At 68.5% G+C, this 18642-nt stretch carries 24 protein-coding genes; 8 read left to right on the plus strand and 16 right to left on the minus strand.

The features are described 5' to 3' along the window. The first annotated feature begins 55 nt into the window (after nucleotides 1–55). A complete protein-coding gene (locus BHE97_RS12095) occupies nucleotides 56–706 on the plus strand; it encodes a response regulator transcription factor (RefSeq protein WP_087624296.1) in 651 nt (216 codons plus the stop codon). Next, nucleotides 706–1965, plus strand: a complete 1260-nt coding sequence (locus BHE97_RS12100) for an ATP-binding protein (protein ID WP_087624297.1) — start codon at nucleotides 706–708, stop codon at nucleotides 1963–1965. Before BHE97_RS12095 ends, BHE97_RS12100 begins: the two co-directional genes overlap by 1 nt. A 50-nt stretch (nucleotides 1966–2015) precedes the next feature. On the opposite strand, the gene BHE97_RS12105 is transcribed toward BHE97_RS12100, so the two are convergent. From BHE97_RS12105 to BHE97_RS12120, 4 genes are read right to left on the minus strand one after another with little or no spacing between them, the layout of a single operon-like run. Further along, nucleotides 2016–2582, minus strand: coding sequence for a hypothetical protein (locus tag BHE97_RS12105; RefSeq protein WP_087624298.1), 567 nt, complete (start codon nucleotides 2580–2582; stop codon nucleotides 2016–2018). A gap of 21 nt (nucleotides 2583–2603) precedes the next feature. Further along, nucleotides 2604–3380 (minus strand): MBL fold metallo-hydrolase, encoded by a 777-nt coding sequence (locus BHE97_RS12110; protein WP_087624299.1) that lies wholly within the window; start codon nucleotides 3378–3380, stop codon nucleotides 2604–2606. Further along, the gene (gene murI, locus BHE97_RS12115) at nucleotides 3377–4183 is read right to left on the minus strand and encodes a glutamate racemase (RefSeq protein WP_087624300.1); all 807 of its coding nucleotides are present in this window, start codon (nucleotides 4181–4183) and stop codon (nucleotides 3377–3379) included. Before murI ends, BHE97_RS12110 begins: the two co-directional genes overlap by 4 nt. A gap of 60 nt (nucleotides 4184–4243) precedes the next feature. Beyond that, nucleotides 4244–5221, minus strand: a complete 978-nt coding sequence (locus BHE97_RS12120; RefSeq protein ID WP_087624301.1) for a ribose-phosphate pyrophosphokinase — start codon at nucleotides 5219–5221, stop codon at nucleotides 4244–4246. Between the two features lie 73 nt (nucleotides 5222–5294). On the opposite strand from BHE97_RS12120, the gene BHE97_RS12125 reads away from it, so the two are divergent. Further along, a complete protein-coding gene (locus BHE97_RS12125) occupies nucleotides 5295–5618 on the plus strand; it encodes a TfoX/Sxy family protein (protein ID WP_087624358.1) in 324 nt (107 codons plus the stop codon). Nucleotides 5619–5666: 48 nt separating this feature from the next. On the opposite strand, the gene BHE97_RS12130 is transcribed toward BHE97_RS12125, so the two are convergent. The 5 genes from BHE97_RS12130 to clpS all read right to left on the minus strand — a co-directional run bounded on the left by BHE97_RS12130 (nucleotide 5667) and on the right by clpS (nucleotide 8316). After that, nucleotides 5667–6617, minus strand: coding sequence for a cysteine synthase (locus tag BHE97_RS12130; RefSeq protein WP_087624302.1), 951 nt, complete (start codon nucleotides 6615–6617; stop codon nucleotides 5667–5669). A 1-nt stretch (nucleotide 6618) separates the two neighbouring features. Beyond that, complete coding sequence (locus tag BHE97_RS12135; protein WP_087624303.1) at nucleotides 6619–6897, minus strand: MoaD family protein; 279 nt, start codon at nucleotides 6895–6897, stop codon at nucleotides 6619–6621. 30 nt (nucleotides 6898–6927) lie between these two features. Next, complete coding sequence (locus BHE97_RS12140) at nucleotides 6928–7377, minus strand: M67 family metallopeptidase (RefSeq protein WP_087624304.1); 450 nt, start codon at nucleotides 7375–7377, stop codon at nucleotides 6928–6930. Between the two features lie 64 nt (nucleotides 7378–7441). Then, the gene (locus BHE97_RS12145) at nucleotides 7442–8008 is read right to left on the minus strand and encodes a DUF2017 domain-containing protein (protein WP_087624305.1); all 567 of its coding nucleotides are present in this window, start codon (nucleotides 8006–8008) and stop codon (nucleotides 7442–7444) included. Continuing rightward, nucleotides 8005–8316: an ATP-dependent Clp protease adapter ClpS gene (gene clpS, locus BHE97_RS12150; protein ID WP_140400134.1), complete on the minus strand. Its 312-nt coding sequence runs from the start codon at nucleotides 8314–8316 to the stop codon at nucleotides 8005–8007. The genes BHE97_RS12145 and clpS overlap by 4 nt, the downstream gene beginning before the upstream one ends. A 72-nt stretch (nucleotides 8317–8388) precedes the next feature. Here clpS and BHE97_RS12155 point away from each other — a divergent pair, with 72 nt between their 5' ends. From BHE97_RS12155 to BHE97_RS12170, 4 genes are read left to right on the plus strand one after another with little or no spacing between them, the layout of a single operon-like run. Then, nucleotides 8389–9693, plus strand: coding sequence for a nicotinate phosphoribosyltransferase (locus BHE97_RS12155; RefSeq protein WP_087624359.1), 1305 nt, complete (start codon nucleotides 8389–8391; stop codon nucleotides 9691–9693). Between the two features lies 1 nt (nucleotide 9694). Continuing rightward, complete coding sequence (locus BHE97_RS12160; RefSeq protein ID WP_087624306.1) at nucleotides 9695–10255, plus strand: isochorismatase family protein; 561 nt, start codon at nucleotides 9695–9697, stop codon at nucleotides 10253–10255. Continuing rightward, nucleotides 10252–10695 carry an AraC family transcriptional regulator gene (locus BHE97_RS12165; protein WP_236757670.1) on the plus strand — a complete coding sequence of 148 codons (444 nt, stop codon included), beginning with the start codon at nucleotides 10252–10254 and terminating at the stop codon, nucleotides 10693–10695. The genes BHE97_RS12160 and BHE97_RS12165 overlap by 4 nt, the downstream gene beginning before the upstream one ends. 9 nt (nucleotides 10696–10704) lie before the next feature. Continuing rightward, on the plus strand, nucleotides 10705–11145 hold the full coding sequence (locus tag BHE97_RS12170; RefSeq protein ID WP_087624307.1) for a VOC family protein: 441 nt from the start codon (nucleotides 10705–10707) through the stop codon (nucleotides 11143–11145). 9 nt (nucleotides 11146–11154) lie between these two features. Here the strand turns inward: BHE97_RS12170 and BHE97_RS12175 are convergent, their stop codons facing one another. The 6 genes from BHE97_RS12175 to BHE97_RS12200 form a co-directional block, all read right to left on the minus strand. Then, nucleotides 11155–11592, minus strand: a complete 438-nt coding sequence (locus BHE97_RS12175) for a hypothetical protein (protein ID WP_087624308.1) — start codon at nucleotides 11590–11592, stop codon at nucleotides 11155–11157. 128 nt (nucleotides 11593–11720) lie between these two features. Next, the gene (locus BHE97_RS12180) at nucleotides 11721–12758 is read right to left on the minus strand and encodes an LLM class flavin-dependent oxidoreductase (RefSeq protein ID WP_087624309.1); all 1038 of its coding nucleotides are present in this window, start codon (nucleotides 12756–12758) and stop codon (nucleotides 11721–11723) included. Nucleotides 12759–12927: 169 nt separating this feature from the next. Next, on the minus strand, nucleotides 12928–13890 hold the full coding sequence (locus tag BHE97_RS12185; protein ID WP_087624310.1) for an alpha/beta hydrolase: 963 nt from the start codon (nucleotides 13888–13890) through the stop codon (nucleotides 12928–12930). Between the two features lie 162 nt (nucleotides 13891–14052). Next, nucleotides 14053–15753 carry a DEAD/DEAH box helicase gene (locus BHE97_RS12190; protein WP_087624311.1) on the minus strand — a complete coding sequence of 567 codons (1701 nt, stop codon included), beginning with the start codon at nucleotides 15751–15753 and terminating at the stop codon, nucleotides 14053–14055. Then, entirely contained in the window at nucleotides 15750–16019 is a 270-nt protein-coding gene (locus BHE97_RS12195) for a DUF3039 domain-containing protein (RefSeq protein WP_087624312.1), read from the minus strand. The genes BHE97_RS12190 and BHE97_RS12195 overlap by 4 nt, the downstream gene beginning before the upstream one ends. Nucleotides 16020–16231: 212 nt before the next feature. Next, a complete protein-coding gene (locus BHE97_RS12200) occupies nucleotides 16232–16789 on the minus strand; it encodes a YqgE/AlgH family protein (RefSeq protein WP_087624313.1) in 558 nt (185 codons plus the stop codon). A gap of 103 nt (nucleotides 16790–16892) precedes the next feature. On the opposite strand from BHE97_RS12200, the gene BHE97_RS12205 reads away from it, so the two are divergent. Next, the gene (locus BHE97_RS12205; RefSeq protein WP_087624362.1) at nucleotides 16893–17642 is read left to right on the plus strand and encodes a MerR family transcriptional regulator; all 750 of its coding nucleotides are present in this window, start codon (nucleotides 16893–16895) and stop codon (nucleotides 17640–17642) included. A 10-nt stretch (nucleotides 17643–17652) separates the two neighbouring features. On the opposite strand, the gene BHE97_RS12210 is transcribed toward BHE97_RS12205, so the two are convergent. Next, nucleotides 17653–18636, minus strand: coding sequence for a DUF3048 domain-containing protein (locus BHE97_RS12210; protein ID WP_170931395.1), 984 nt, complete (start codon nucleotides 18634–18636; stop codon nucleotides 17653–17655). Nucleotides 18637–18642: the final 6 nt, after the last annotated feature.

Below are 18642 nucleotides of genomic sequence, written 5' to 3' on the forward strand. Positions count from 1 at the left end.
TGCCTGATTGACGGTAAGGCTTACCTAAATGAAGTGCCATCCCTAAGATTGAGGAGTGTTCAACCGTCACGGCAGCGCATCGCCGGCCCAGGACACCGCTCCTCTGTCGGTGCTCGTCGTCGATGACCATCGCGTGTTCGCCGATCTCCTGGCCTATGCCCTCGGGCATTTCAGCGACATCGCCGAGGTGCGGATCGCCACGAGCGCCACGGACGCTCGCCTCGAACTGGCCGATCGACCGGTCGACGTCGCGGTGCTCGATGTCCGGTTGGGCGACGGCTCCGGGCTGGACCTGATTCCGGTGGCCATGTCCGCAGAAGCGCGCGCGGTGACCCTGACCGGATATCCTCGGCGCGCCGAATGCGACCGGGCGCTCGGTCTGGGCGCGTGCGCCTATCTGGCCAAGGACGCCTCGTTCACCACGTTGACGACCGCCGTCCTATCGGCCTCGAACCGGGCACCGATGGTGGTCGACACCTTCCCCGAGGACACCCTGGCCGGCGGCAACCTGACCCCGCGCGAACGCGACATCCTGTTGCACATCATCGACGGTCAGGACGCCACGACGATCGCCAACGAGCTGTCCTTATCGGTCCTCACGGTGCGCAGTCACATCAAGTCACTGCTGAGCAAGCTCGGCGTGCGGTCGCAACTGGAGGCCGTGGCCCTGGCCTCCCACTCGGGCATCAGCGCTCAGCTGAACTGATGCGGTCGAGCGCGCGAGCCCTCCGTCGCCACATCCTGGCCACGGTCGGCATCACCATCCTCGTGGTCGGGCTGGTGGCTGCTGCGGAGTTCCGCGTGACGCGTCAGGAATCCGACCGCCATGCGCACGTGACCGCGGAGCGGGTGGCCGACGTGGCCGACGTCCTGGCCGAGATCGACTTCGACGACCAGGCGGCCGCCTGGGAGGCCGCCCATGATGTGCTGACCCCCTTGGTGACGACGAAGGTCGTCGACCGGGTCAAGATCTGGCGGGTCGAGGGCGCCGACGTGCGCGTCGTGTACTCCGACGAGCCCCGCCTCATCGACACGGTACGCCCCTTCGATGCCGAGCTGGCCGAACGCCTCGACGCCGGCGAGGTCGTCGTCTATGCGGTGCCCGACGACCACGAGCACCGCTACGAGCAGGAGGGGCGAATGCGGGAGGCCTACATGGGCTTCAGCGATGCCTCCGGTACGCCCATGCGGATGGAGTTGTACGTCACGGCCGATCCGGGTGAATCCCTCATGCGTTCGCTGCGCGTGCATGTGCCGCTGCTGGCAGGCGGGCTCATCGTGCTCGGCGCGCTGCTGACGCCGCTCAGCGTCCGGGCCATGCGGCGGATCGACCGCCTCGCCAAGGAGCGCCAGGACGCCCTCGCCTACGGTCTGACCGCTTCGGAGGCGGTGCGCCACGATCTGGCCCACCGCTTGCACGACGGGGTCATCCAGGATCTGGCCGCGGTCCGGTTGACGCTCGGCTCGCTGGCCGAGCAGCACCCCAGGGCCGCCGACATGCTCCGTCGGCTCGCTGATCTCGTCGGTACCGACATCGACGACCTGCGTCGGCTCGCCCACGAGTCGGCTCCCCTGCCTGACACCTCGCTGGCCGAACACCTGGCGAGATTCGTCCGCCGCGAGGAGTCCGGCGTGGAGTTGAGCGTCGAGGAACCCGGTGACCTGCCGGCCACGGCGACCGCGACCCTGTTGTGGCGGGTTGCCGGCGAACTGGTGCTCAACGCCCTCAAACACGCCCGGCCCACGCGAATCGACGTGCGGCTGACCCGCGGCGACGAGGGCTTGATGCTGTCGGTCAGCGACGACGGAATCGGACTCACCGACGACGGCGGATCGGACGGGTTGGGCCTGCTGCTGGTCGACCATGCCGTGACCGTCGAAGGCGGCACGTTCACGATCAGGGGAACACCTGGGTCAGGCACTACCGCGACAGTGACACTCCCCTCCCCGCCAAGCGGTGAGTGAGGTCCCGTTTCCCATCCGTTCTCAGCAAGACATGGTTCGGGTCTCAGACGTCAGGCGGCTCGCGTCGCCACGATGATGTCGTTCTCGTGGTACTCCCCGGTGTCCGGGTCGAGGATGCAGGTGATCACGACCAGGCGCGCGGGATCGTGGGTCCAGATGTCCTGATCGGCGATCTCGGTCTTGGCGATCTCGAGCTTCTCCTCCACGACATACGGCTCGCCCCGGTAGGTAAGCTCGTCGCCCGCCTGGAGCGTACGGATCTGGTCGCCGGCGCATCCCTGGTCCTCGCATGCGTGCGCCAGGATGTAATCGGTTCCGCCGTCCTCGGGATAGCCGTTCTCCGGATCGACGACCTGCCAGAAGTTCTCTCCACCGTCCGGCGGGTTCCACACCTCGCTGTACGGCATCGTCATCGTGGTGTCGATGACGACATCGGCGGGAGGGGGCTCGGGCGACGGCGTCACGACAGCGGCCGAGGCGCGGGGTCGCTCCGGTTCGGCATCGGAGGAGTCGAAGACTCCCGCGAGGGCGGCGACGAGCACACTCGCGGCGAGGAGGGCCACGAGTGCGCCGGCGAACCAGAGCCAGCGACGACGCAGCGTCTCGGTGACGTTCATGTGTGGTGGGCCCCTCTGTGATCAGTTCGTGGCGGGCGAGAGATCGAAGACCTGGCCCGCGGTGACGAGTTCGTAGTCGCCGTCATAGGTCGTCAGCAGATCGCGCTCGACCTCGGCCCGGTCGGTCCAGGCCGGGATGTGGGTGACGAGCAGCCGGCGGACACCCGCCTCGGCGGCGATGCGGCCGGCTTCGGATCCCGTCAGGTGCAGGTCGGGCGGGTTGCTGGCCGAGTCGACGAAGGACGCCTCGCACAGGAACAGGTCGGCACCGGCGGCGAAGCCGGCGAGCTCGTCCATCGGGCCCGTGTCCCCGGTGTAGACGATCGCGTGCCCTTCGTGTTCGAGACGGACCGCGTAGGCCGCGACGGGATGAGTCGTCAGCATGGCGCGCAGTGTGAAGGGGCCGACTGTGGTCTCGAGTCCGTCGGTCAGATCGCGGAACTCGAAGGGAAGGGTCATGCCATTCGGGTTGGTCGTGCCGTACGCATCCGACAGGTGCCAGTCACTCCCCGCGGGGGCGTAGACCGGCAACCGCGGCAGCAACCCGGTCGGATGGTACTTGCGGACGACGTAGAGCCCGCTCATGTCGAAGCAGTGGTCAGGATGCAGGTGCGACAGGCTGATGGCGTCGATGTCGCGGAGATCGATATAGGTCTGCAAGGGACCGAGCGCCCCGCTGCCGAGATCGAGCAGCATCCGGAAGGTGCGTCCCTCGTGCGGGGCCTCGACGAGATAGCAGCTCGCTGCCGAGTCGGGGCCTGGGAAAGAGCCCGAACAGCCGATGATCGTCAACTTCACACTGTCACCCACGCAAACTGGTCGACGGAATCGATCTCTGGACCGAGGAACCGGCGGCCGAGCCGCGCGAACTCCTCCGGCTGTCCGGTAGTGAGGAAGCGGTGTTGCGGCGCCGCGAGCGAGCGATCCCGTTCGAGGCCTTCGCGCACAAGCAGGCGGAAGACGTCTTTGGCCGTCTCCTCGGCCGAGGACACCAGGGTCACGCCGTCTCCCATGACGTAGGACAGTACCCCGGTCAACAGCGGATAGTGCGTGCACCCGAGCACAAGCGTGTCGACACCCGTCTCCTTGACGGGCCGCAGGTAGCTCTCCGCGACGGACATGAGCTCGGGCCCGCTGGTGACGCCGGCCTCGACGAAGTCCACGAAACGCGGGCACGGCTGGGTGATCACCTCGATCGCCGGATTCGCGGCGAAGGCATCGTCGTAGGCCCGCGAGGTAGCGGTCGCCTCGGTGCAGACCACCCCGATCCGCCCGTTGCGGGTGGCGTTGACGGCCCGCCGGGTGGCCGGCACGATGACCTCGACGACAGGAACGTCGTAGCGTTCACGGGCATCATGCAGCACCGCTGCACTCGCTGAGTTGCAGGCGATGACGAGTGCCTTCACCCCTTCGCGCACCAGATGGTCCAGGCAGTCGAGGGCGTACTCGCGCACCTCGGCGATGGGCTTGGGGCCATAGGGCTGTCGGGCGGTGTCCCCGAGGTAGACGATCGGCTCATGGGGCAGCTGATCGAGCACGGCTCGGGCGACGGTCAGTCCGCCGAAGCCGGAGTCGAAGATGCCGATGGGTGCGTCCGCCACAACATCTGAGAGTACGACCCCGTGCACGCGATACGAAAATCGAGGCCGGTCGTGTGCCGGTCAGAGCGGGAGCTTGGGCTGCGGCGGGGCGTGCGTGGGGTCCACGCCGTCGAAGAGGCTTGAGACCGATTCACCGGCGTGGACCCTGGCGATCGCCTCGGCGAAGAGCGGCGCCACCGAGCGGACCTGGAGCTCGGGCCAGTCGTCGGGGCGGGGCACCGTGTCGGTGGCGACCACCTCGCGGATGAGCGGATGATCGCGCAATCGCTCGACCGCCGAGCCGGTGAACAGACCGTGCGTGCACGCGACGCTGACATCGCTCACCTGCTGTTGTTCGAGCATCGCGACGAGCTCGATGATCGAGCCTCCGGTCGCGATCTCGTCGTCCAGCACGATCGCCCGCTTGCCGGCGACATCGCCGACGATGGCATCGATGACGACCCGGTCGTCGGCCTTGCGCTGCTTGCTTCCGGCCGCGACCGGGATGCCCAGCAGACGGGCGAGCTGAGACGCGGTCTTGGCGTTGCCGAAGTCCGGCGAGACGATCACGGCATTGGACAGGTCGGTGCCGCGGTAGTAGTCGGCGATCTCGCCGAGCGCGGTCAGGTGATCGAGGGGAACGCCGAAGAACCCGTGCACCTGCGGCGCGTGCAGGGTCATCGTCATCACCCGGCTCACACCGGCGGTCATCAGCAGGTCCGCGACGAGCTTGCCGCCGATCGAGATGCGCGAGGCATCCTTCTTGTCCGATCGGGCATAGGCGTAGTGCGGGATCACCGCGGTCACCGACGCCGCCGAGGCGCCGCGGGCGGCATCGACCATGAGCAGCAGCTCCATCAGATGATCCTGCGTGGGCGGGACGAGCGGCTGCACGATGTAGACATCGCGCTGACGGCAGTTGTCGAGCAGCTGCGCTTGGAGGCAGTCGTTGCTGAACCGTTGCGTGTCGGCGGGCGATCGCGTGATCCCGAGGTTGTCGCAGATCGCGTCGGCGAACTGGGGATGAGCGCTACCGGAGAACACGGCGATCTGGTTCACGCTCCGAAGGCTAACGGAGCCGCCTGAGCACGGGAAGCGGGTGGACTGGGTCATCGCACGGCATCCTGTGACCATGGCCTACGATCTCGAACTCGCCGATCGACTCCGCGACCTGCTGATCGCGGAGCCGGATCTCACCGAGAAGCGCATGTTCGGCGGTCTGGCCTTCCTCATCGGGGGTGCCATGGCGGTCGCGGCGACCGACGACGGCCTGCTGCTGCGCGTGGACCCCGAGGAGCGCGACGAGCTCATGGGCGACCCCCTCGCCGGCCCGTGGATCATGCGCGGCAAGGAGCTGCGGGGATGGGTACGACTCGGAGTCGACGCGACGACACCCTCGCGGACCCTCGAGCCCTGGCTCGAACGTGCGATCTGTGCCGCGCGCGCCTCGCGGTAGCCATCGAGAACTGCGACATGCCGTACCCGCGTCGACGGGCGGATGATGTCAGGCCCAGAGCTGACCGTCGAGACGATCCTCGGCTTCGTCGAGAGTGCCCTCGTAGGCACCGGTCGACAGGTACTTCCAGCCGCCGTCGCACACGATGAAGCAGATATCGGCCCGCTCGCCCGACTTGGTGCTCTTGGCCGCCTGAGCGAGCGCCGCGTGCAGGATCGCGCCGGTGGAGATCCCGGCGAAGATGCCCTCGCTCTCCACGAGCTCGCGGACCCGGCGCACGGCATCGCGCGGTCCGACGCTGAAGCGCGAGTCGATGAGCGACTCGTCGTAGAGCTCGGGCACGAAGCCCTCGGCGAGATTGCGCAGCCCGTAGACCAGCTCGCCATAGCGCGGCTCGGCGGCGACGATCCGGACCTCGGGCTGATGCTCCCGGAAGTAGCGCCCCACGCCCATGAGTGTCCCGGTGGTGCCGAGGCCTCCGACGAAGTGCGTGATCTCCGGCAGGTCGGCGTGGATCTCCGGGGCGGTGCCCCGGTAGTGCGCCTCGGCATTGGCCGGATTGCCGTACTGGTAGAGCATGACCCAGTCCGGATTATCGGCCGCCAGTCCCTTCGCCACGCGCACGGCCTCGTTCGAGCCGCCCGCCGCCGGCGAGGAGATGATCTCGGCTCCCCACATCCGCAGGAGCACGCGTCGTTCTTCGGACGTGTTCTCCGGCATGACGCAGATCAGCCGGTAACCACGCTGGGAGGCGACCATCGCCAGTGAGATGCCGGTATTGCCGCTCGTCGGTTCCAGGATGGTCGCCCCGGGCGTCAAACGGCCCTCTGCCTCGGCGGCCTCGATCATCGCGAGGGCCGCCCGGTCCTTGATCGAACCGGTGGGATTGCGATCCTCGAGCTTGGCCCACAACCGCACCTCGGAGGAGGGCGACAAGCGGGGAAGTCCGACGAGCGGTGTACCGCCGACGGAGTCGACCAGCGAGTCGTATCGCGTCACGTCAGCGCGCGCCGCCGGCGACGGCCGGCAGGATGACGACGGTGTCGCCGTCGGAGAGCTCGGTCGACAGACCACCGGTGAAGCGGATGTCCTCGTCGTTGACGTAGATGTTGACGAAGCGGCGCACCTCGCCGTCCTCCAGCAGACGCTCGCCGATGCCCGCGTGGCGCGACTCGAGATCCTCGATCAACGCCTGGATCGAATCGCCCGACGCGTCGACGGCACGCTCGCCGTCGGTGTAGGTGCGCAGGATCGTGGGTATACGGACCTCGATGGCCATCAGACTTCTGCCTTCTCTGTGAGTGCTGGACTACTCGGGGATGCTGCTGTCGGTGTAACGCTCGACGACCCGGACTTCTTCCTCGGTGACCTCCCCGTCGACGATCCGGTAGCTCCGGAAGTCGATCGGCGTACCGTCGGCATCGGCACCGTCTCGGGTCGAGACGAGGACATAGTGCGCGCCCGGCTCGCCGGCGAGGTTGATGTCGGTGCGCGAGGGGTAGGCCTCGGTGGCCGTGTGCGAGTGGTAGATGATCACCGGCTCCTCGTCGTTGTCGTCCATCTCGCGGTAGAGCCTCAACAGGTCGCCGGAGTCGAACTCGTAGAACGTGGGCGACATCGCGGCGTTCAGCATCGGGATGAACCGCGTGGGACGGTCGGACCCGGCAGGACCGGCGATGACGCCGCAGGCTTCGTCCGGGTGGTCGCGGCGCGCGTGCGCGATGATCGCATCGTAGGTGGCGCGGTCGATGGTCAACACATCGCCCAGCCTATCGGCGCCGAAACGGGCTCCGGCATCGTGTCCGCTTGACGGACGGCACCGATCAGTCAGCGGCCTGGACCAAGGTCTCCTGGACGAATCCCAACCAGTCGTAGACATCGGCCATCGCCGCCGTGGCCGGGTCATCGTCCTCGGCCAGACGTTCGGCGTCCTCATCGCTCTCGATGCCCAAGCGCACCGCGAGGGCGATCCGCACATCGGTGAAGGCCCGCAGCCAAGCGAGCGTCTGGCCTTCGTCGAGCTCCACCTCGACGTCGACATCCTCGCCGGCTCCCATGCCACCCTCAGCGAGGCCCCCGATGAGCGACTCGGCATTGGCAACCTTGGACGAGGTGAGCGTCTGCTCGGTGTAACGCCGGAACTCCGCGGCATCCTCGGGGTCGTCGGTGTACGCATCGGGCAACAGGCGGGCGAGCACCGGATCCTCCGGCGGCAGCACCGGCCCGTTCATGCCGACCATCGCGGCGAGCGGGTCCGCGGAGGACTCGGACTCGCCGTTGCGGTCACGCAGCAGCTCGACCACCTGAGCGGCCAGGTTCGCCAGCAGCTGGGCCTCGCTCTGTTCGAAGCTCCCGACGACGCTGCCCCGCCGCCTGACGAACGGAGTCACAACTCTGCCCTCTCCAAGGTGGACCACAACCCGTACTCGTGCATCGCCTGGACGTGACGCTCCTGCTCCTCACGACGGCCGCTCGAGACGATCGCCTTGCCCTCGTGGTGGACCGCGAGCATCAGCTCGGTCGCCTTCTCCTCGGTGTAGCCGAAATAGGTGCGGAACACGAAGGCGACGTAGGACATCAGGTTGACCGGATCGTTCCACACGATCGTGACCCACGGATCCTCCAACTCGACACCGAACTCGAGGTCGGTGTCGGGAGCGATCTCCGCGGGCGCGGGGCCGGTGGCTGAGACGGTCACCACCCCATTGTGGCGGACGCGCGGTGACCACGGCGCGTCCACCACGCAGTCCACCGATCTATGCTCGTGCGCATGGGTACGCACCCGGACCGTTCGACGGCCTTGCTCACCGATCACTATGAGCTGACGATGCTGCAAGCCGCACTCTCCGATGGCCGCGCTTCCCGGCGCAGCGTCTTCGAGGTGTTCACGCGCCGCCTGAGCGGAGGCCGGCGGTACGGCGTCGTGGCCGGTACCGGGAGGATTCTCGAGGCGATCGCGGACTTCCGCTTCGCTGAGGACGAGGTGCGCTTCCTGCGGGACAACGGCGTCGTCGACAAGGCCACCGCCGCGTGGCTGGCCGATTTCCGCTTCGTCGGCGACATCTGGGGTTACGCGGAAGGAGAGCTCTACTTCCCGGGCTCCCCCGTCCTCGTCGTCGAGGGCACCTTCGCCGAGTGCGTGGTGCTGGAGACCTTGGTGCTGTCGGTCCTCAACCACGATTCGGCGATCGCGACGGCCGGGGCGCGGATGATCGCGAGCGCCGCGGACCGTCCCTGCATCGAGATGGGCTCGCGGCGCACACATGAACAGTCCGCCGTCGCGGCGGCGCGCGCGGCGTATATCGCCGGCTTCGCGGCGACCTCCAATCTTGAGGCCGGCCGTACCTATGGGATCCCCACCGCGGGCACCGCGGCCCACGCCTTCACCCTCGTGCACGACACCGAGCGGGAGGCCTTCGAGGCCCAGGTCGCCGCTCTGGGCCGTGACACGACCCTGCTGGTGGACACGTACGACATCGCCCAGGGTGTCCGCAATGCGGTCGCCGCCGGCGGGACCGAGCTGGGGGCGGTGCGACTCGATTCGGGAGATCTCGCGCTGGTGGCCACCGAGGTGCGAGCGCAGCTCGACGAGCTGGGCGCCACTTCGACCCGCATCACCGTCACGAGCGACCTCGACGAGCACGCCATCGCGGCCCTCGCCGTCGCGCCCATCGACGGTTACGGGGTCGGCACCTCCCTCGTCACCGGATCCGGGGTGCCGACCAGCGGCTTCGTCTACAAGATCGTCGCCCGTGAGGACGACACCGGCACCATGGTCCCCGTGGCCAAGAAGAGCAAGGACAAGGTCTCGATCGGCGGACGCAAGTACCCGGTCCGTCGACGCGAGAACGACGTGGCCACGGCCGAGGTCATCGGGATCGGCGAGCCGCCCGCCACCGATCGCGACGACCGCGAGCTGCTCGTCCCCCTTGCGCTCGGCGGGACGCCGCAGAACATCGGCACGCTCGACGATGCGCGTGCACGTCGCCACGCCTCCCTGCGCGAGCTGCCCGTCACCGGCCTGCGTCTGAGCAAGGGCGACCCCGCCATCCCCACCCATTACGAGGAGCGCTGACATGACCTCCAAGGCACTCATCGTCGTCGATGTCCAGAACGACTTCTGCGAGGGCGGCTCGCTCGCCGTGACCGGTGGAGCCCGGGTCGCGCAGGATGTCGCCGGACTGATCGACGCGTCCCGCACGGAATACGCGGTGGTCGTCGCGACCCGCGACCACCACATCGACCCCGGAACCCACTTCTCCGACCATCCCGACTTCGTCGACTCGTGGCCGCCGCACTGCGTGGCCGGCACCCCCGGCGCCGACCTGCACGCACCACTCACCTCACGGAGCTTCGACGCGGTCTTCGACAAGGGTGAGTACTCCGCGGGATACTCCGGATTCGAAGGCGTCACGGCCACCGGCACCGAGCTGCCCACCTATCTGCGGGCGCACGGCATCGACACCGTCGACATCGCCGGGATCGCCACCGACTACTGCGTGCGGGCGACGGCGCTGGATGCCGCGAAGGCCGGTCTCACCGTCACGGTGTTGCGCGATTACACTGCGGCCGTCCATCCCGACCGGCTCGACCGGGTCGAGACCGAGTGGGCCGAGGCAGGCATCGGCTTCGCGTGAGCGACGCGCCGACCAACCGGCGGATGCTCGCCATCCGGGACCGCATCGATGCCGGCTACGCCGCGCCGCTCGACCTGGATTCTCTGGCCACCGCGGCGCACCTCTCCCCGGACCACCTGATCCGGACTTTCGCGCGCGTCTTCGGTGAGACCCCACATCGCTATCTGCAGCGCCGCCGCGTCGAGCGGGCGATGTTCCTGCTGCGCACCACCGACACGCCCGTCACGGAGATCTGCGTGCAGGTCGGGTTCACCAGTCTCGGCAGCTTCACCCGCACCTTCCGCGCCATCGTGGGCGAGTCTCCGACGGCACATCGTCGCCGTGGCCCGCTGCCCCGGTCCCTCGGGTGCTTCGCCATGAGCTGGATGCGTCCGTCCACCGCCACCCACCCGGCCAACTCGTCGATTTCGGAGAAGCGGGACGGCGCACCCAACGCCTAGGTTGTCGTCATGACCATCACACGCACCAGACTCTCCTCCATCTTCGTGGCTGACCAGGACGAGGCACTCGACTTCTATGTCGGAGTCCTCGGTCTCGAGGTCGCCGTCGACACCGATCTCGGCTTCATGCGCTGGCTCACGGTCGTCGCCCCCGGCGACGACCGTGAGATCCTGCTCGAACGCCCCGGTCCGCCGGCCCATGACCCGGCGACCGCCGAGGAGATCACCGCTCTGGTGGCCAAGGGCGCCGGAGGCGGCTGGATCGGCTTCTCCACCGACGATGTCGACGCCCTGCACGAGCGCCTGACCGCCGCGGGCGTGACCATCACCCAGCCGCCGACCGATATGGGCTATGGCCGCGACATGGGCATCCGGGATCCGTTCGGCAATGCCCTGCGCATCGGGCAGATCCGCCCGCTGGAGGAGATGACCGACTGGGACGGGAGCTGAGACCTGCCCTCACCGAACGGCGATGGTGACCGCGTCGCTCCACGCCGCGCGGACAGCGGCGCCGTGGTCGATGTGCCGAGCTCGCACCTCGATGGTGCCGGGTTCGTCGATCCGCACGCTGGCGCTCGCGGTGCCGACGGTGAGATCACGGGTCAGCACCCGATCCCCGATCTTCACCTGGACGCGGCCCTCAGGCCGCACACCCTCGTTCACCACGCCGATGACGATCCGTGCCGTGCCGCCCGCGTCGATCCGCGGGGTCAGCACCTGGACGCTCGCCGTGGACGGCGCGGCGCCGTCGGCGGCCTGATCACCCGGTCCGGCCTGGGCGGCGGACGGGCCGATGGTCAGGACCGTGGCGGCGACCAGCGCGCTCGCCCCCGAGGCCGCGAGGATGATGCCCAGGCGGGAACGCCGGGCGATGTGGCGATGACGTGTCACGCTCATGCGATCAGGCTCATCGCCTCAGACGAACCCCCGGCGACAGTGCGATGAACGCGGCAGGAAAGCTTGTCGTCGTTCTCGAGCGCCCGGCTGACCGCGCACTAAGACGCCGGGTCGTCAGCCGGCCGGAGTCAGCCGAGAGCCTCGGCGAGCAGCCGCAGGGTCTCGATCCGCGCCGGCGAGGTTCGCGGGTCAGTGCCCTCATGGGCGGAGGCGACCGGGTGGATCATCACCTCGTCGACCTCGAAGCGCTCGGCCAGCTCACGGGTCTGTGCCGCGGCTTGCTCCGGCGTGCCCAGAACCGCCCGCGCGAGTCCCGCGTCCACGACGGACTGCTCGACCTCCGACAGCTCCATCGCTCGCGCCTCCTCGACCAGCTGTAGCGGGATCAGCGGCTTACCGGTCCGCAGACGCGCCATCGTGATGAGATTCGGGAGCATGAGCGCTGCCGCTTCCTCCTGCGTCTGCGCCACCACCGCATTGACGGTCAGGAAGGTGCGGGGCTCGCTCGCGTAGTCACTCGGCCGGAACTCGCTGCGATAGGTCGCCAGCGCCTCCGCCGTGCCCTGCCCGGAGAAGTGATGCGCGAAGACATACGGCAGTCCCTTGGCGGCCGCCAGGTGCGCTGAGTACATCGACGATCCGAGCAGCCACATGATCGGCCGGCTGGCGGCGGCCGGGGTGGCCTTCAGGATGTACTCCTGGCGCGGGACCGGCACGCGGACGCCTTCGGTGCCCATCAACGCCATCACGTCATCAAGGTACTGCGGGAACTTCTCGATATCGGTGTCGTCACGACCCGCGGCACCCCGCAGTGCCCATGAGGTCACCGGATCAGACCCGGGCGCACGCCCGATGCCGAGATCGATCCGTCCCGGGTGCGCGGCCTCCAGCAGCGCGAACTGCTCGGCGACCGCGAGCGGGGCGTGGTTGGGGAGCATCACACCGCCCGATCCGAGCCGGATGCGCTCGGTCTGCGCCGCGAGATGCGCGATGAGGACCGGCGGCGAGGTCGCCGCGACAGCCGGCATGTTGTGGTGCTCGGCGACCCAGTAGCGCTCAAATCCGGCGGCATCGGCAGCTTGGGCTAGCTCGACCGTCGCGGCGAGCGCGTCACCGGAGGTCTGATCGCTGCGGACAGGGACGAGATCCAGGACCGAGAGCTTCACCCCTCCATCGTGTCACCGCGCGCCAACGTCCTCGCCTCACGCCCGAGCGGTGACCTACGCACGTCTCCTCCACGTGAGCGGTGACCTACGCACGTCTCCTGACGGTCGAGAGGTGCGCCACCCACCGCCGTCCGTGGAGAACCGGGGTGAGGGGTGCGCAGGTCACCGCTCACGGGAGGATGAGGCGCTCCGTGAGGAACCCGGTGACATCGTCGAGGGCCGCGTGCGCCGGACCGCGCATGAGCCCGGGCAGGCTGATGAAGCCGTGGATCGCCCCGTCGTACTCGCGGTACCGGACCTGCACTCCGGCTCGTCGTAGAGCCTCGCGGTAGTGGGCGCCGTTGTCCAGCAGCGGATCGGCGGATGCGGTGAGGATGAACGCGGGTGCCAGTCCCTCGTGGGAGACCGCGCGCAGGGGCGAGGCCTGCTGGTCCTCCGTGCCGTAGGCGTCTTGCAGGTACAGCCGCACGAAGGCGCGCATATTGGCCGAGGTGAGCACCGGGGCATCGGGCATCGCGATCTCCGAGGCGTACTTCTCGTACATCTCGACCGCCGGATAGATCAGCACCTGTGCCCGGACGGCCGGACCGCCCTTGTCGCGCGCGGTCATCGCGGTGACGGCGGCGAGATTGCCACCCGCGCTGTCACCCATGACCGCGATCCGCGACGGATCGAGGCCGAATCGTCCGCCATGCTCGGCGATCCAACACAACGCATCCCAGGCATCGTCCGCAGCAGCGGGATAGGGGTGCTCCGGCGCGAGTCGGTAGGACGGTGACACGACCACAGCACCCGTCCGGGCCGCCACGCGGCTGGCGAACCACTCCGACTGCTCCGGCTCTCCTTGGACCCACCCACCGCCGTGATAGTCGACCACCACGGGGCGGGGCCGCGTGCCGACACCGCTCGGCCGGTAGACACGTGCTCGCAGTGTGCGGCCGGGCACGGAGATGTCGAGATCCTCCACCGTGACGCGGCTGTCCGCGCGGCCGAAGATCACGGCACCCACGGGCGAAGCCCAGAGCTTGTGACGACGCGCCCGGACGGCAGCGTGATCCGTCACCTCCTCCACCGGCTCGGCGGCCCGATTGAGGACCGCTCCGAGGACGCGCAGACGCCAGGGCATGTTCATGGCGCGAGCCTAGTCGCTCACATCCGCCGCCTGGCGGACTGATGACGATGCATTCTGGTCGCTATGAGGACCTCAACGCATCATCATCGGTGTCACGCGGGGACGAATGGTGATGCGTCGTGGTCGTCCTGGCAACCAGAATGCATCGAGATCGGTTCCGCGTCAGCCGGAGGCGCGCAGAGCCCAGTCCCGGAGACGATCGATACGGTGCTGCAACTGCTCGATGGTGGCAGCCGCGGCAGGTGGCCCGCCACACTCGGAGCGGAGCTTGTTGTGCACGACCCCGTGCGGCGTGCCCGTGCGATGATGCCAGGCACCGACGAGAGCGTTCAGCTCGCGACGGAGCTCCGAACGCCGTTCGAAGGCGACGTCCTCGTCGGCCGGGCTCGACGCCGAGGCTCGCTGGGCGATGTCCTCGCGCGCCTTCTTGGAGCGCGCCGATCGCAGTAGTTCGGCCACCTGATCGGGCTCGAGGAGACCGGGAATGCCGAGGAAGTCGAGCTCCTCGGGGTCTTCGGCGATCGCGTCATAGCCGAACTCGCCCCCGTCGTAGACCACACGGTCGAAGGAGGCGTCGCTCCCCAGCGCCCGGTAGGTGCCGAGCTCCTCGGGCATGGCCGGCTCCTCGCGATTGGCCCGTGCCAACAGCTCCGCCTCGGCAGCGAAGAGATCTGCCTCGTCCTTGACCGGGCGCCCGATCACATGGTCGCGCTCGGCCTCCAGATCAGCGGCCAGACCGAGCAGGGCTGGGACACTCGGCACGAAGATCGACGCCGTCTCGCCCCTACGGCGCGCCCGCACGAAACGGCCCACCGCCTGCGCGAAGAACAACGGCGTGGCCGTGGTCGTCGCATAGACGCCCACCGCCAGCCGGGGCACGTCCACGCCCTCGCTGACCATGCGCACCGCGACCATCCACGGGTCCGAACCTGCCGAGAAGTCCTGGATGCGCTGGCTCGACCCGGCCTCGTCCGACAGGACGACGGTCGGATCGCTGCCGGTGAGGTCACGCAGGATCGCGGCATAGGCACGGGCGGTCGTCTGATCGGTGGCGATGACGAGACCACCGGCGTCGGGGATGTCACGGCGCACTTCCTGCAGGCGACGGTGGGCGGCCTGGAGCACCGCCGGAATCCACGACCCCTGCGGGTCGAGGGCCGTTCGGAGGGCGTGCGCCATCTGGTCCCGGGTGAGCGGCTCGCCGAGGCGGGCGCTGACCTCGTCGCCGGCGCTCGTACGCCACTGCATCTGGCCGGAATAGGCCATGAACAGCACCGGGCGCACGACGGAATCGCGCAGGGCCGCACCGTAGCCGTAGGAGTAGTCGGCCACGCTCGCCATCGAGCCGTCGCCCTGGGGGGCATAGGTGACGAACGGGATCGGATTGTCATCGGAGCGGAACGGGGTGCCGGTCAGGGCGAGCCGTCGTTCGGCGGGCTCGCAGGCCTCGTGCACAGCGTCACCCCAGCTCAGCGCGTCGCCGGCGTGGTGGATCTCGTCGATGATGACGAGGGTGCGCTGACGTTCGATACGCACGCGATGGGCGATGGGATTGGTCGCCAATCCGGCATAGGTCACGGCATAGCCCTGGAACTGCGGGGCCAGAGCGCCACTCAGGTCCGGATCGAGCGAGATGCCCATCGCAGCCGCCGAGAGCGCCCACTGGGTCTTGAGATGCTCGGTCGGCGCGACGACCACGATGCGCTCGACGACACGGCGGTGCAGGAGATCGGCGGCGATGGTCAGCGCGAAGGTCGTCTTACCGGCACCGGGCGTGGCGACCGTGAGGAAGTCTCGCGGCTGCGTGCGCTGGTACTGCTCGAAGGCCTCACGCTGCCAGGTGCGCAGCGGGCGCGTGCTCACTCGTCGGAGGAGTCGTCGTCGTTGTTCTTGTCACCGAAGGACTCCCAGATGTCCTTGCACTCCGGACAGACGGGGTACCGCTGCGGATCACGACTGGGCACCCACACCTTGCCGCACAGAGCGACGACCGGGGTCCCCATGACCATCGCCTCGGTCAACTTGTCCTTGGGGACGTAGTGACTGAAGCGCTCATGATCGCCGTTGTCCGTGCGCTGCTCAGTGCGCTCGTCGTGAACGGTCTGCGTTCCGCGTCCGAAGAATCCCACGAACCCATCCTAAGGGGTTGACCCGACACCGGTCTCGCTCGTTCATGTCCTCCGCGACCGCGAAGCGACACGCCAGGGGTCGACGCCATCGGCGGGTCGACGTGGGCGGCGAGCCATCACGCGCCAGATCGTCGTCGGTGCGTGACAGCTCACCCCTCCACGGACTTCGGGCCCTGGACACGGGATAACTCACCGCCCAGCGGAAGGGGCGTTCAGTTCAGCGTGGGGTCGTCGGGGAAGGTCGCCCAGAGGCGCAGCTCATCGCGCTGGCGACGCAGGACCTGTGCCCACAGCAGGTCAGGGCACGGCGAGACGACATCGTGGTCGCGCGCCTCGACGACGAGCCACGCGCCCTCGTCGATCTCCTCCTCGAGCTGCCCGGCCGACCATCCGGCATAGCCGGCGAAGACGCGGAGGCCGCGCAGTACGCCGTGCGCGGGCACGGGACCGTCCAAATCGATCAGACCGATGTGCCCGGACATGTGGCGCCACCCCTGCGGCGGGACCTCGAACCCGTCGACGACACCGACGGCGAGCGCGGAGTCCATCGCGACCGGGCCTCCGTCGAACAGGCAACCGGGCGCGTCGACCGCTCGGCCCCATTCGGGCAAGACCTCCTCGACACCGGAGTCCAACGGCCGGTTGACGATGACGCCGAGCGCGCCCTCCTCATCGTGGTCGAGCAAGAACACGACGCTACGACGAAACGGCCCGTCATCGATCGCGGGCGTGGCGACGAGGAGCGACCCTCGCATGCTCACCGGTTCCATGAACCTATGATGCCTCGTTCGATCATCCCCGCTCGCCGATCAGCACATGCGATGGCAGGTCGTGACGTGGGAGAGGGCGGAGCCGTCCCCTATGATCGCGAACATGAGTGAACCCACGCTCCGCGCCGAGGAGTTCACCGTCGATGAGCTCGCGCAGCGCGCCAACATGACGGTGCGCAATGTACGCGCCTATGCCAGCCGTGGCCTGATCGATCCCCCGCGACTGGAAGGCCGCACCGGCTACTACACGCTGGCGCACCTCCAGCGACTCCAGTTGATCCGGCAGCTCCTGGAACGCGGATTCACCCTCGCGGCCGTCGAGGACGCGATCCTGCGCTCGCCGACCACTGCTCCCGGCCATGCGCTCGAGCTCATGACGCTGCTCGAGACCGGCGACGATGCCGATGATCCCAGTGTGCTCATGCCGCGCGCGGATCTCGCCGCGCTGGCGGGGGTTCCACAGGACGACGCGCTCATCGACGCCCTCGTCGACCTCGAGCTCATCGAGAAGGTCGACGATACGATGCTGCGGATCCTCGACCCGGCGATCGTGCGCCCCGGTGCCGCTGCCGTGGCACTCGGGCTGTCGCCGGAGACCGTCATCGGCGCGGTGCCGCTGCTGCGCGAGCACCTCGGCGAGATTGCCCGCTACCTGGTGCACCGCACCTCCGAGGAGATCGTCCAGCCCTTCCTGGACGAAGGCCTGCCCGAGCAGGACTGGCCGCGGGTCTTCGGCGCCGTCGAGGAGTTGCTGCCGATCGCGAGCCAGGTGATGCTCGCGATCTTCCGCGCCGAACTGCGAGCCTCGATCGAGACCGAGATCGGCGACAAACTGCAGCAGATGGGCGACTGACCGCCCTAGCCTAGCCCCAGGTGACGTCGGCAGTGCTGTTGTTGACCAGCTCGATCCACACCTTGCCGGGCGCGAGCTGGACCTCTGTGCCCTCCGCGTCGGCGAGCTTGATCTGCGAGCCGTGGTCCTCCTTGGACCACGTTCCCTCGATCACCGAGCCGCCGGCGAACACCACGGCTCGTCCCTCACCGACGAAGTCGGTCTCGGGCACCGGGTTGCCCGCCGGATCGGTGTAGCCGGCATCCCGCTCATCGGCGAACAGCACGATCAGATTGCGCGCGGCGAACTCCGGATCGGCGATGCCATTGGACCTCGTCCAGCCGCCGTCTCCGTGCACCCACTCGGTGGTGTGGAAGGGGGCGAAACGCACCGTAGCGGTCGTCGCGGGAGTCTCCGAGGAGGTCACGTCGCCCTCATTCTCCGCCCACGGAAGATAGGGGACCGTCGGAGCGATCGGACCGATGTCGCCGCTGATCTGCGCGAGATTCGCCAGCACGTTGTACGGCGCAGCCTTCCCGGGCTGACGGCTGAAACCGCCGTTGCCGCCGTCCTCACTGATCACCGGCACCTCGGCCTGACGCATCCGGTCCATCGTCTGACCGGCGCCACCGGACGCGACCACATGCGCATTGGCGGGCTTGGCGATGCCGATATCGGTGGCACGCAGCGAGCGCACGTGACCCACTTCCTCGGGCATGTCCGAGTAGAAGATCGCGGCGAGCCGGGTGGCACCGCCCTCGACCGTCTCCTCCACCACGAGGTCGGCGCGATCGAGACCGACCTGAGGAGCTCCGGCCGAGGTGTTGTCGATCTTGACCGCCAAGGGGGCGTTCTGGGGCAGCCCGTCCTCGAGACGCTCGCCGGTCAGCGGCGAGGACTGCACGAGTTCGGATCCTTCCTTCTGGTCCGGGTCGGGCTCGGAATCGTCGCCGGACGAGCAGGCCGCCAGCAGGAGGGCAGCGGTCGACGCGACGAGTACAGCACGCAACTTCATAAGCGC

The organism is Aeromicrobium sp. PE09-221 (genome assembly GCF_002174305.1).
In the GTDB taxonomy this organism is placed as follows: domain Bacteria; phylum Actinomycetota; class Actinomycetes; order Propionibacteriales; family Nocardioidaceae; genus Aeromicrobium.